13 protein-coding genes are annotated in these 13,035 nt (G+C 52.6%); 9 read left to right on the forward strand and 4 right to left on the reverse strand.

Features of this window, described 5'->3' with window-relative positions; all coding sequences use genetic code 11:
- Window positions 1-96: 96 nt before the first annotated feature.
- The 9 genes from BQ9846_RS11770 to sthA all read left to right on the forward strand — a co-directional run bounded on the left by BQ9846_RS11770 (window position 97) and on the right by sthA (window position 9,672).
- Window positions 97-1,560: a glyceraldehyde-3-phosphate dehydrogenase gene (locus tag BQ9846_RS11770; protein WP_075881147.1), complete on the forward strand. Its 1,464-nt coding sequence runs from the start codon at window positions 97-99 to the stop codon at window positions 1,558-1,560.
- A gap of 262 nt (window positions 1,561-1,822) precedes the next feature.
- Window positions 1,823-3,172 (forward strand): Na(+)-translocating NADH-quinone reductase subunit A, encoded by a 1,350-nt coding sequence (locus BQ9846_RS11775; protein ID WP_075881148.1) that lies wholly within the window; start codon window positions 1,823-1,825, stop codon window positions 3,170-3,172.
- Window positions 3,172-4,398 carry an NADH:ubiquinone reductase (Na(+)-transporting) subunit B gene (locus tag BQ9846_RS11780; protein ID WP_075881149.1) on the forward strand — a complete coding sequence of 409 codons (1,227 nt, stop codon included), beginning with the start codon at window positions 3,172-3,174 and terminating at the stop codon, window positions 4,396-4,398. The genes BQ9846_RS11775 and BQ9846_RS11780 overlap by 1 nt, the downstream gene beginning before the upstream one ends.
- On the forward strand, window positions 4,398-5,216 hold the full coding sequence (locus BQ9846_RS11785) for a Na(+)-translocating NADH-quinone reductase subunit C (RefSeq protein ID WP_075881150.1): 819 nt from the start codon (window positions 4,398-4,400) through the stop codon (window positions 5,214-5,216). The genes BQ9846_RS11780 and BQ9846_RS11785 overlap by 1 nt, the downstream gene beginning before the upstream one ends.
- A gap of 2 nt (window positions 5,217-5,218) precedes the next feature.
- Window positions 5,219-5,887 (forward strand): NADH:ubiquinone reductase (Na(+)-transporting) subunit D, encoded by a 669-nt coding sequence (locus BQ9846_RS11790; protein ID WP_075881151.1) that lies wholly within the window; start codon window positions 5,219-5,221, stop codon window positions 5,885-5,887.
- A gap of 1 nt (window position 5,888) precedes the next feature.
- A complete protein-coding gene (gene nqrE, locus BQ9846_RS11795) occupies window positions 5,889-6,506 on the forward strand; it encodes an NADH:ubiquinone reductase (Na(+)-transporting) subunit E (RefSeq protein ID WP_075881152.1) in 618 nt (205 codons plus the stop codon).
- 67 nt (window positions 6,507-6,573) lie between these two features.
- Window positions 6,574-7,806, forward strand: coding sequence for an NADH:ubiquinone reductase (Na(+)-transporting) subunit F (nqrF, locus tag BQ9846_RS11800; protein ID WP_075881153.1), 1,233 nt, complete (start codon window positions 6,574-6,576; stop codon window positions 7,804-7,806).
- Between the two features lie 167 nt (window positions 7,807-7,973).
- Window positions 7,974-8,234: a (Na+)-NQR maturation NqrM gene (gene nqrM, locus BQ9846_RS11805; protein WP_075881154.1), complete on the forward strand. Its 261-nt coding sequence runs from the start codon at window positions 7,974-7,976 to the stop codon at window positions 8,232-8,234.
- Between the two features lie 46 nt (window positions 8,235-8,280).
- A complete protein-coding gene (sthA, locus tag BQ9846_RS11810) occupies window positions 8,281-9,672 on the forward strand; it encodes a Si-specific NAD(P)(+) transhydrogenase (RefSeq protein WP_075881155.1) in 1,392 nt (463 codons plus the stop codon).
- Window positions 9,673-9,675: 3 nt separating this feature from the next.
- On the opposite strand, the gene BQ9846_RS11815 is transcribed toward sthA, so the two are convergent.
- The 4 genes from BQ9846_RS11815 to BQ9846_RS11830 all read right to left on the reverse strand — a co-directional run bounded on the left by BQ9846_RS11815 (window position 9,676) and on the right by BQ9846_RS11830 (window position 12,938).
- Window positions 9,676-10,866: a GGDEF domain-containing protein gene (locus BQ9846_RS11815; RefSeq protein WP_075881156.1), complete on the reverse strand. Its 1,191-nt coding sequence runs from the start codon at window positions 10,864-10,866 to the stop codon at window positions 9,676-9,678.
- Entirely contained in the window at window positions 10,863-11,294 is a 432-nt protein-coding gene (locus tag BQ9846_RS11820) for a molybdopterin-dependent oxidoreductase (RefSeq protein WP_144049418.1), read from the reverse strand. The genes BQ9846_RS11815 and BQ9846_RS11820 overlap by 4 nt, the downstream gene beginning before the upstream one ends.
- 314 nt (window positions 11,295-11,608) lie before the next feature.
- Window positions 11,609-12,574, reverse strand: a complete 966-nt coding sequence (locus tag BQ9846_RS11825; protein WP_075881158.1) for a PA2778 family cysteine peptidase — start codon at window positions 12,572-12,574, stop codon at window positions 11,609-11,611.
- Window positions 12,552-12,938, reverse strand: coding sequence for a PA2779 family protein (locus tag BQ9846_RS11830; protein WP_075881159.1), 387 nt, complete (start codon window positions 12,936-12,938; stop codon window positions 12,552-12,554). The genes BQ9846_RS11825 and BQ9846_RS11830 overlap by 23 nt, the downstream gene beginning before the upstream one ends.
- Between the last annotated feature and the right edge of the window lie 97 nt (window positions 12,939-13,035).

Below are 13,035 nucleotides of genomic sequence, written 5' to 3' on the forward strand. Positions count from 1 at the left end.
CTGCGACTATCCAGTGATTGCAGGGAATGATGGCGACCGGGATAATAGCACTTTACTAATTCCCTCCTTTTTCTTCATTACCTAAAGAGGTCGCTCGTGAGTCAGCAAACGCTCGATAACGTTTTTCAGGAATGGCAAAGCAATGAAGCGCTGGCGGAGCAGATGATCCCGTTGGTAGGGCGTCTTTATCGTCAGAATAACGTCGTTGCGACCATGTTCGGGCGTTCGTTGATCCGCCGTTCAGTCATTCGGATCCTCAAGGATCACCGCTTTGTGCGCAAAATTGAGGGCACCGAGCTCTCCGTGCAAGATACATTCTCTATTGTTAAGGCCCTGTGCGAGCTCAATCTTGGCCCAGCGCACGTCGATGTGGGTAAACTAGCGGTCATGCTAAAAAAGCAGGGCGGCGGCGACGTGGAAGCCTTCCTGCGCAAGGAACTGCATGAGATTGTCGACGGCTATCAGCCCGGTGCCAGCACCGGTGAGCCCAAAGACGTCGTGCTTTATGGCTTTGGCCGTATTGGTCGTTTGTTGGCCCGTATTCTCGTCGAGAAAGCCGGTGGCGGTAATCTTTTACGCCTGCGTGCCATCGTTGTGCGTGGCCGCGGTGATGTGGCGAAAGATTTGGAAAAGCGGGCAAGCCTTCTGCGTCGTGACTCCGTGCATGGGCCATTTAAAGGCACAATTAGCGTGGATGCCGATGCGCGCACACTGACCGTTAACGGCAACGTGGTCCAGGTGATTTACGCTGACTCGCCCGCCGATGTGGATTACACCCAGTACGGGATCGATAATGCCGTGGTGGTGGATAATACCGGCATCTGGCGTGACGAAGCGGGCTTGGGCCAGCATTTGGAGTGCAAAGGAGCCTCCAAGGCGCTCTTAACCGCGCCGGGTAAAGGCAACATCAAAAACATCGTTTATGGCATCAACCACGGCGATGTGACTGAAAACGACACCATTCTTTCCGCGGCTTCTTGCACCACCAATGCCATTGTGCCGGTTCTCAAGGTGCTTAACGACGAGTATGGCGTTGTAACGGGCCATGTCGAAACTGTCCACGCTTATACAAACGATCAAAACTTGATCGATAATTACCATAAAGGCGATCGTCGCGGCCGCAGCGCGGCGCTGAATATGGTACTGACCGAAACCGGTGCGGCAAAAGCCGTGGCAAAAGCGCTGCCGGAGCTAGAGGGAAAGCTGACCGGTAACGCTATTCGCGTGCCGACACCGAATGTGTCCATGGCGATCCTTAATCTGACCCTGGATAAAGGCACCGATGCCGATACGCTGAACGATTACTTACGCCGTATGTCGATCAATTCGGCCTATCAAAAGCAGATTGATTTTGTCGATTCGCCCGAAGTGGTGTCATCTGACTTCGTGGGTAACCGCCATGCCGGCATCGTCGATGCAAAAGCGACCATCGCTAATGGCAATCATGCCGTGGTTTATGTGTGGTACGACAACGAGTTCGGTTATAGCTGCCAGGTCGTGCGGATTCTGCAGCAGATGTCCAACGTGAGCTTTTTGAAGCTGCCACGTACCGAGGCATAACCCGCGAATTCTAGGTTAGATAACGCCACCCTCGGGTGGCGTTTGTCGTTGTGATGCTGCGATTTGGCTGGGTCTATAGCACTTTTGGCGAGGGCTTGGGATGTGGTCATTGGCCGCGCTTATCTTTATAATGCGGTAGATTTTTGGGGTGGTTCAAGCGTGGGCTTGAGCCGGACTGGTAATCATCTGAGCGAAAAACAAGAATTCGAATCCATTCGAACCCCTTATCTTCGTATATCCGATCCATCAACTGGGCGAGACTATGATCGAAGTCAAAAAAGGCCTGGATCTCCCCATCACGGGAGCGCCCGAGCAGCGTATCGAAAATGCGCAGCCTGTGCGTCACGTGGCGATCCTGGGTACTGACTACGTTGGCATGAAGCCAACTATGGAAGTACAGGAAGGGGATAAGGTCAAACTAGGCCAACTGCTCTTCACCGATAAGAAAATCGACGGCGTGCGCTTTACCGCGCCCGCTGCTGGTGAAGTAGTCGCTATTAACCGTGGCGAAAAGCGTCGTCTGCTATCTGTTGTGATTAAAGTGGATGAGAGCGAAGAAGCCATTTCTTTCACCACGCATGATCGCTCCTCACTGGAGCGTTTAGAGCGCCAAACGGTGGTTGATCAGCTGGTCGAATCCGGTCTTTGGACGGCGCTGCGTACACGACCGTTTTCACGCACGCCTGCTATCGACAGCACGCCAGCCGATATCTTCGTCACCGCTGTGGATACGCATCCGTTGAGTCCTGATCCTGCCTTGATCATTAATGAGAATGCTCAAGCGTTTGAAGACGGCTTAAAGGTGCTCGCGCGTTTGACCGAGGGCAAGGTGTATCTGTGTACCGGTTCGGATAGCACTATCCCTGGTGGTGATGTCGACGGTGTTCAAACGGAGACTTTCTCCGGCCCGCATCCCGCTGGCCTGGTAGGCACGCACATCCACTACCTCTCGCCTGTCGCGCTGCACAAAAAAGTGTGGCACATCGGCTATCAGGATGTGATCACGTTCGGCAAGCTCTTCACCGAAGGCAAGTTGGATGTGAACCGTATCGTGGCCGTAGGCGGTCCTCGCGCTGAGAACCCGCGTCTGCTGCGCACGCGTATCGGTGCGAGTACGGATGAACTTCTCAACGGTGAAATTATCGAACCGGATGACACGCGGGTTATTTCTGGGTCGGTATTTTCCGGGTCGACGGCAGAAGGTAATCTGACCTATTTAGGACGTTTTCACAACCAGGTCAGCCTGATTGAAGAGGGTAACAAGCGCTCCTTTATGGGATGGCTCTCTCCGGGGGCTAATCGCCACTCGGTCATGGGCATCTACCTATCGAAAATCACAGGGCTGAGCAATTACGCGCCGACAACATCGACGAACGGTTCAGAGCGTGCCATGGTGCCGATGGCTAACTATGAACGTGTAATGCCTCTGGATGTGATGCCAACGCAGCTATTACGCTCGCTCATTGTAGGGGATATAGAAGTTGCCATGCAGCTTGGGTGTTTGGAACTGGACGAGGAGGACCTGGCTCTTTGTACCTACGTTTGCCCCGGCAAGTATGAGTACGGCCCCATCCTGCGTGACAATCTCACCCTGATCGAGAAAGAGGCCTGATGATGGGTATTCGACAAACACTCGATAATCTCGAGCCGCACTTCCATAAAGGTGGTAAGTACGAACAGTTCTATCCGCTGTATGAAGCGGTAGACACGATTTTTTACTCGCCGCCTTCTGTCGCTAAAACCACCGCCCACGTGCGTGACGGTGTTGACCTCAAGCGCATCATGATCACCGTCTGGATGTGTACCTTCCCGGCGATGTTTTTCGGTATGTGGAATGCTGGTTGGCAAGCCAACACCGCCATAGACGCGGGATATGCCTCCATGGGGGGATGGCGCGAAGCGATTATGATGACATTGGCTTCTGGCCATGACCCCAGCAGTTTGTGGGCGAACTTTGTCCTCGGCGCCACCTACTTCCTACCAATCTATCTTGTCACTTTTGTGATTGGCGGTTTCTGGGAAGTCCTGTTTGCCATCAAGCGCGGTCACGAAGTCAACGAAGGTTTCTTCGTCACGTCTGTACTGTATGCGCTGATTTTGCCGGCGACCATTCCCTTGTGGCAGGTAGCATTGGGTATCACCTTCGGTATCGTGATCGGCAAAGAGATTTTTGGCGGCACGGGGAAAAACTTCCTCAATCCGGCATTAACCGGCCGCGCGTTTTTGTACTTCGCGTATCCAGCGCAAATCTCGGGTGATGCTGTATGGGTGGCGGCAGACGGTTACACCGGTGCGACCGCTCTATCCATGGCGTTCCAAGGTGGCATGAGCGCTGTAACCGAGTTGTACAGCTGGTGGGATGCTTTCCTCGGCTTTATTCCGGGGTCTGTGGGCGAAACATCGACACTCGCCATTTTGCTCGGTGCCGTCGTGCTGATGTGGACCAAAATCGCCAACTGGCGCATCGTACTGGGGGTTTTCCTGGGTATGGTGGTGACCAGCACACTGTTTAACCTTATCGGTTCCGACTCCAACCCGATGTTTGCCATGCCGTGGTACTGGCACTTGGTCGTCGGCGGTTTCGCGTTTGGTATGGTGTTTATGGCGACCGATCCGGTTTCCGCTTCGATGACCAACCAAGGGCGGCTGATCTTTGGCGCGCTCATTGGGGCTATGACCGTCTTGATCCGTGTGGTAAACCCGGCCTTCCCGGAAGGCATTATGCTGGCGATTCTGTTTGCCAACCTGTTTGCACCGCTGATCGACCATTTCTTTGTCCAGGCCAATATTAAACGTCGCGAAAAACGCGTTGGCGTGCCGGCCGAGGAGACTGCCTAATGGCTCAAGGTAATAACTCGATCAAAAAGATCCTGACCGTTGCATTCGCACTCTGCATTGTGTGCTCTGTCATCGTGTCAACTGCAGCAGTGGCATTACGCCCTATGCAGCAGTTCAATCAGGAGCTAGATCGCAAAACCAACATTCTCAATGTTGCTCAGCTTTATGAGCCGGGCACCGACGTTGAAGAGACGTTCCGCGAAGAAATTACCGCGCGCGTGGTTGACATGCGCACCGGTGAATACACTGAAGAATTTGATCCCGAGACGTTCAATCACTTTGAAGCGGCGCGTGATCCGGCGACCGGCCGCACGCTGTCGGGTGATCGTGATATCGCAGGCCTTTCTCGGGTAGAAAATTACGCGACCGTGTATCTCGTGGGCGACCCCGATAATCCCAATCAGATCGTTTTGCCGATTCGTGGCCAGGGCCTTTGGGGCTTGATGCGTGGCTTTTTGTCCGTTGAAGGTGATGGTAATACCCTCATCAGTATCACCTACTACGAACACAGCGAAACGCCGGGTTTGGGCGCTGAGGTTAATAATCCGCGCTGGCAAGCTCAGTGGGAAGGCAAAAAGATCTACGACGAAGAAGGTGATTTGACACCGGAGATTCATTTGGCCAAGGGTGGTGCTTCTGGTGAGCACGAAGTAGATGCCCTTTCCGGTGCTACCTTGACCAGTAACGGGGTGACCAACATGGTCCAGTTCTGGTTGAGCCCGGAAGGTTTCGGAGAGTACTTGGCGAAATTCCGTAGTGGGATTAGCCAAGAAGAAGCTCAAGAAGCCGACGTCGAAATCGAATCCGAAGGAGCCTAACCATGGCAGACGTCACTCCTAAAAGTGTCCTAACGGCACCGATATTTCAAAACAACCCCATTGCATTACAAATTTTGGGGATCTGTTCCGCACTCGCGGTAACGACAAGCTTGAGCGTGTCGACGGTAATGGCCCTGGCCGTTATCTTCGTCACCGCCTTTTCTAACTTGTTCGTTTCCTTGATTCGGAACCACATTCCATCGTCGATTCGCATCATTGTGCAAATGACGATTATCGCCTCACTGGTCATCGTGGTTGACCAGATTCTGAAAGCATTCGCTTATGAAATGTCGAAACAGCTTTCCGTCTTCGTTGGCCTCATTATTACCAACTGTATCGTGATGGGGCGCGCGGAAGGTTTCGCGATGTCGAACAGCCCGGGGCTTTCATTCCTCGACGGTATCGGTAACGGCTTGGGGTATGGCTTTGTACTGATGGTGGTCGGTTTTGTTCGCGAGCTCTTTGGCTCGGGCAGTATCTTCGGCTTTACGGTATTGGCCCCTGTCCAAGACGGCGGCTGGTACGTGCCCAATGGTCTGCTGCTGCTACCGCCCTCCGCGTTCTTTATTATCGGCCTAATGATTTGGGTAATGCGTGCCTTGGACCCGGGTCAGGTCGAAGAGAATGAGTTCAAGATGAAGGAAAATACCAAGCCGAAGGAGGCCGTGTAACATGGAACACTATATAAGCCTTTTTGTTGCTTCGGTTTTCGTCGAGAACCTAGCCCTTGCCTTCTTCCTCGGCATGTGTACTTTCTTGGCGGTATCTAAGAAAGTCTCTTCCGCTTTTGGTTTGGGCATTGCGGTTATCGTCGTCTTAACCATTTCCGTGCCGGTGAATAACCTGGTTTATGGCTTGCTGTTGGCAGAAGGGGCGCTCTCTTGGACCGGCATTAGCGGTGCCGAGAATATCGACCTCTCTTTCCTGGGCCTGCTCAGCTATATCGGTGTTATTGCGGCGTTGGTACAAATCCTGGAGATGTTCCTGGATAAATATGTGCCCGCGCTTTATAACGCCTTGGGCGTATTCCTACCGCTGATCACCGTCAACTGTGCCATCTTGGGTGGCGTACTCTTCATGGTGGAGCGTAGCTATAACTTTGGTGAGTCCGTTGTTTATGGCTTCGGCTCAGGCGTTGGCTGGGCGCTGGCTATCACCGCGCTTGCCGGTATCCGTGAAAAGCTGAAGTACAGCGATGTACCCGCAGGCTTGCAGGGGCTAGGCATCACCTTCATCACTGTGGGCTTGATGTCTCTGGGCTTCATGTCTTTCTCAGGCATTCAGCTTTAACGGAATGGTTTTCCCGGCGACGTTGCGTCGCCGGGATGAAGAAAACCTTCAGCAATAGGAAACCGACATGGTTGATACATCTATCATCTTGCTCGGTGTTGTCATGTTCACGATCATCGTTATTAGCTTAACGGCGATTATTCTGGCAGCGCGCAGCAAGTTAGTGAGTAGCGGGGACGTCACCATTGAGGTCAATGGTGACCCAGAACACACCTTGAGCACTCAAGCCGGTGGCAAGCTGCTAAATACATTGGCGGCAAACGGCATTTTCCTCTCTTCTGCCTGTGGCGGCGGCGGTTCCTGTGCGCAGTGCAAGTGCCGTGTAGAAGAGGGCGGTGGTTCTATTCTGCCCACTGAAGAGTCGCACTTCACCATGCGCGAGAAAAAGGAAGGCTGGCGCCTTTCCTGCCAGGTGCCGGTGAAGCAGGATATGAAAATTGAAGTTCCGGAAGAGGTCTTCGGGGTTAAGAAGTGGGAGTGTGAGGTTCTCGATAACCCCAACGTGGCCACTTTCATCAAAGAGTTGAACTTGAAGCTACCTGAAGGCGAGGAAGTTGACTTCCGTGCCGGTGGCTATGTTCAGCTTGTCGCGCCGCCTTACGACATCAAGTTCTCTGACTTTGATATCGAAGAGGAGTACCGGGGCGACTGGGAGAAATTCAACCTCTTTGATATCTCGCATAAGAACGACGAGGAAGTGATTCGCGCCTACTCGATGGCGAACTACCCGGAAGAGAAGGGTATCCTCAAGTTCAATATTCGTATCGCGACACCGCCTCCCGGTACCAATCATCCGCCCGGCCTGATGTCGACGTATGTCTTCAACTTAAAGCCCGGCGATAAGGTGACGGTAATGGGGCCATTTGGCGAGTTCTTCGCCAAGGATACCGATGCGGAAATGGTCTTTATTGGCGGTGGTGCCGGTATGGCACCGATGCGTAGCCATATTTTTGATCAGCTCAAACGTCTGGAAACGAACCGCAAAATTTCGTTCTGGTACGGTGCGCGCTCCTGGCGTGAGACCTTCTATAACGAAGAGTACGACAAGCTGGCCGAAGAGTATCCCAACTTCGAATGGCATTTAGCACTCTCTGACCCGCTACCCGAGGATAACTGGGAAGGGCCGACGGGCTTCATTCATAACGTGCTGTACGAAAACTACCTGAAGGACCATCCGGCTCCTGAAGATTGTGAGTACTACATGTGTGGGCCGCCCATGATGAATGCCTCGGTGATTAAGCTACTGCTTGATCTTGGGGTTGAGCCGGAAAATATCCTCCTGGATGACTTCGGCGGATAAGCTGACCCAGCAAGAGATAACGGGGCTAGCCACTGTGCTAGCCCCGTTTGTTATTTACCCGCCGCTTAACGATAATGGCACTAAATACCGCTTTAACTGTCATGAGTTGAGGTGGCTAATGCGTTGTATTCAGAGCGTAACACAGTGATTTGAGTGAGGTGTTTATCATGACCATTTGGCTATTGGCGTTCGGATTTATGCTCTTGGTGATGGCGGCCATGGCGGTGGGTGTCATCATGGGCCGCAAGCCTATCGCGGGTTCGTGCGGTGGTTTGAATCAAATTGGCATGAAGGATGGATGCGATATTTGCGGTGGTAAGGATGAAGTGTGCGAAGAAGAGAATCGCAAGCGGCGTGGCGTTAGCTCGCGGCGGCGCAGCGATGAGAGCCGCGGCGCTGATTTAGGTTACGATGCGACACGTCGCTGACTCCGTGTACAGTACTTAATACAACCAATAAGGGACGCAAAAACGTATGGCGGTTCACAACTATGATGTCGTGGTGATTGGCACAGGGCCTGCGGGGGAGAGTGCCGCGATTAACGCAGCAAAACACGGTATGCGTGTCGCTGTTATCGAGCGGCAGACCCAAGTGGGTGGTAACTGCACTCACTGGGGTACCATTCCTTCAAAAGCGCTGCGCCATCAGGTCAAGCAGATCATGGCATTCAATACGAACCGTATGTTCCGTGATATTGGCGAACCGCGCTGGTTCTCGTTCCCCAAAGTGATGGAGCGCTCTCGCGGCACCATCGATCAGCAAGTGGAAATGCGCACGACGTTCTATGCGCGGAATCGCATCGACCTCTTCCATGGCTTGGCGCGGTTCAAGGATGAACACACCGTTGTCGTACGTGACCGTCAAGAGGGTGTTGAAGAGTTGGTGGCGAAAAAGATCGTGATCGCGACAGGATCGCGCCCTTATCGTCCGGCTGATATCAATTTCCGCCATCCGCGTATCTACTGCTCCGATACGATTTTGAGCCTTTCGCATACGCCGCGCACGTTGATCATCTTTGGTGCGGGGGTTATCGGCTGCGAATACGCCTCGATTTTTTCGGGATTGGGCGTCAAGGTCGACTTGATTAACAATCGCGATAGCCTGCTGTCATTTTTGGACGATGAAATCAGCGATGCGCTTTCGTACCACTTGCGCAAGCACGGCGTGCTCATCCGCCAGAACGAAGATTACGCCAGTGTTGAAGGCGATGAATCTGGCGTGGTGGTCCATCTGAAATCTGGCAAGAAAATGCGCGCCGATGCCTTCTTGTGGGCCAACGGGCGTACCGGCAATACCGATAGCTTGGGTTTAGAAAATATCGGCCTGGAAGCCAACGGGCGTGGCCAGCTTAGCGTGGATGAGCATTACCGCACGGCTATTCCGCATATCTATGCCGCGGGCGATGTCATCGGTTGGCCAAGCCTTGCCAGTGCGGCCTATGACCAGGGGCTTAACTCCTGTAACGAGCTTTTGGATAAGGAGTATCGCTTTGTCTCGGAAGTGCCAACGGGTATCTACACCATTCCCGAAATCAGCTCATTTGGCCCCAATGAGCGTGAATTAACCGACGCGAAAGTGCCCTATGAAGTGGCACAAGCGTTTTTCAAAGACACGGCCAGAGCGCAAATAACGGGCGACACGGTGGGGATGCTGAAGATTCTCTTCCATCAAGACACGCTGGAGATATTGGGTATTCACTGTTTCGGCGACCAGGCGTCTGAAATTGTGCATATCGGCCAAGCCATCATGCAACAATCAGGCAGTGCCAATACGCTTGAGTATTTCGTTAATACCACGTTTAACTACCCCACCATGGCAGAAGCGTACCGCGTCGCCGCGCAGAACGGTCTTAACCGCGTGTTTTAGTGCTTAGATCATCACTTGACTGTTGGCGAGTATTTTTTGATGTCCTGGGGAGGAGGTGGGAGGAAGTACACACTCAACCCTATTTCTTCCTAAAGCTTTGGCTTGGTATAGCGCTTGATCCGCCAACGAGTAGAGCTTTTCAAAACTATGCTTGCCATCAAAGGTGGTAGTAACGCCAATGCTAACGTTCTGCCGTAAATCTTTGTCTATGTGGGAAAGCGGTTGCTTCGCAATAGTTTGACGAATACGCTCGGCCACGCTTTCGGCATCCTCTGTGTTGGTGTTCGGCATCAACAGGCAAAATTCCTCCCCGCCAATGCGTGCAGCCACATCAGTGCCCCGGCTAATATCACGCAGCTTCTGGCCTACCATGCGCAGTACATCATCACCGGCTGGATGGCCATAAGTATCATTGATGTGCTTGAAGTAATCCAAATCTATCAGCAAAAGGCTCAGGGGTTGGTCGTGACGCTGGGCGTCGTTCAAAGCGGCTAAGGCAGACGCGACAAGGTGGCGTCGGTTATAAAGTTTTGTAAGCTCATCGGTTAGCATCAGCGTTTTTAACGCGTTGCGCTGACGTTGCAAGCGTAATACGGCAGCGAGTAGCGCTAAAGCGATCAGCATTACCGCCACAACCAACCCTGCTACAGCCCATGACAGACGCTCCATGATTAAACGTTGCCGGCCAGCAGCGCTATGCACGGCATCGTTAAGCTCGCTATACGTCCACGCCATGGTGGCTTCAATGTCACTGGACAGCCGCTTTAATTCGGATAGGAGTGAGCGGTCGACAAGCGCTGCCTCTGACCGCCTTTCCAGTTTGTTAAGCTGCTCAGCAAGGCGCTCAAAATCGACCTCAAGGTAGGCGGTCTCTTGATGCAATTGCGGATGCCCATTTAAACCCTGACGGACGTGGTCTAAATACTTTTTGGAAAGCCACAAGGCGTGATTAATCTGGCGCAAATGCAGACCTATAGGCTCGTCAATAAAGCTTTCTAAGGCATTATCTAATTGCGGGGTGGTTTGTTGCGCTCGGACAATATCACCAACAAGCGCTGTGTAATCGGCGCCCAATTGTTGGCGCGCGCTGTGGACATAAAACCCCACCAGAAGCGCCGTTGAAGTGGCTACAATGGCAATAAGCGCAGCAATCCCCCACATTTTAGGGGTAAAGGTTATAGGTAGTGGGTTCATGAGTAACGAAGCTCCCGGATTGACCAAATCCAGCGAGTGTGGGGTGACGTACCCTTTATTACGCTTTCGGCATCAGCGGGAACAACGAGTAGCAGTGGGCCAAGTTGCTGTTTGTTAAGAGGCTGACCATTCAGGCGTGTCACAAGTAAATAACGTTTTTGGTCGCGCTCGCTGGGGCTCAGAAATATGGTGTAGTCATCGTGGGCAATGAGGCGGATACGCTTGTCTTGGGGAATGCCTTGGTGCTCAAGAAATGCATTTAACCATACGCCGGTAAATCTGCCTTCAAGGCCTTCCGGGTGTTCTAGTTCGACATCGTAAAGCGGAAGCGTTTCTATATCCGCCAGCGAGAGCCAACGCTGATCCTGGTGGTGAGTGATTAGCAGTATATACGCATGATTGTCACTGGGTTCCTGTTGGCTGGGCACTGGAGTCGCGCCAAAACCGGAGCTGGCAAAAAGTCCCAATAGTATGAGTAAAGGCCACCTCAAGCAGTGTTTACGGTAGCCGAGTGGCTTCTTTACCGGTATGCGCTTAGCAAATGCTAAGGGGTAGATCAGAAACCAAGGCTGCATTGGAAGCTCCGGGTATAAAACGATGACAATATTTCATAACAGGATAACCTAACTAAAGCAAAATTATACTTAAGTTTCCATCAGAACATTTAGCTATTTCTCGCTAAAAATTAATCTTTTGTGTGACTCTCCCTAAGCAACTTTATTATCAACCATTTAGATGGCCGTTAGAGCGATTGAAGCGCTGTTGTTGCACGCTTTTGCCAGGGCCCTGGCAGTTGTGAGGCCTTTTTAAGTGCCTTCCGTGCGCTATCTAACTCTCCTTCAGCTTGGTGGATAAGCCCTAAGTTAAGCCAAGCGACGCCCAGTTTGGGGTTTGTCATTGTGGCCTGTATTAGCGCATCGCGTGCCTTGGCCACCTTCTTGAGCGTGTAATAGGCATTGCCTAAGGCAAAATATCCCATTGCATTATCGGGTTGGCGCTTAACCAACGCTTCCCAGCTTAAAAGTGCTCCGCGAGCGCCGTGTAATGCTTCATAAGCGCTAATGGCATCGATGGCACGCTGCGGGTCAATGCTGGCAGGGATTTCCCCAGGTGGTGCAATAATAAATCCCCAGCGATCGGCGCGTGCCCAGGTGGCATCAAAACGGCTAAACGACAGGGTGTGCCGCTCTATTTCTCCGCTACGTAAGATCAGTGTCTCGTTGGCAAGGTCGTAACCAACCGCTACGGCGTAGTGCCACATTGGCCAGGTGGGGAGGGATAAATTCTGCATGACCACCACAGGATCACCCTCAGCCAGATGCGTTAAGAGGCTATCGAGCGTCGGGCGAATCGGATATGCAATCTGTTGGTAGCGTCGGGCGGTGGCCAACATTTCGGGTTGCACGCTGCCGCCGCGTTCGGGGATGAAAACTTGTGGCGTCAATTGGTCAACGTTGACGTCGACACCTCGATGGTTAAGGATCATCGCCAGCGCCGCCGGTCCACACTGGTACTTTACCTGCGGATGGAAAGGGACGTCGTTAAGTTCCACCTGGGGTGGCAATGTTTGATAAGTGCTTTCGAGTAACGCAGGGCGGCTTGCGCACCCAGTGAGAAAAGCGCTGATAAGAAAACAGAGAAAAACGCCCGCTAAGCGGGCGGTGGGCAAATGGGAACGTATCCGTTTAGCGCGTAAACGGATACACATCGGTCAAGCCTAGAATGTCAGTCACCAGTAGAATCACGAAAACGGCGAACAGTGCTCCAATAACGCCAGCGCCCGCGGGCATGGCTTCAAGCTGTTCGGCCATTTGTTTCGCTTCCGTATCACTTAAGGCAGCTACACGCTCTTTTACTTCCTCCGGGCTAACCCCTTGGGCAAGCAGCTGCTCCTGTACATCCGCCCTGGCGATAATATCGTGGATGCGTTGGTGATCTTCAGTGACGTTATCGGCTTCAAGGGCCGCTTGGGTTGATACCAAACCAGTGGCTTGTGCGGCTGCTACAGGGAAGCTGCCTAGTGCCAATAGGGCGATTAATAATACGGAAATGTATCGACGCAGCGTAGACATGGCGTTTTCCTTTTACACTGAAAAAAGTTGGAAAGGGCGCTCACAACAAGAGCCTTGTTAAGAGTATAGAAATAAAAAGGTGACGGGTTAAATCGCT

The organism is Vreelandella massiliensis, from assembly GCF_900155385.1.
Lineage (GTDB): Bacteria > Pseudomonadota > Gammaproteobacteria > Pseudomonadales > Halomonadaceae > Vreelandella > Vreelandella massiliensis.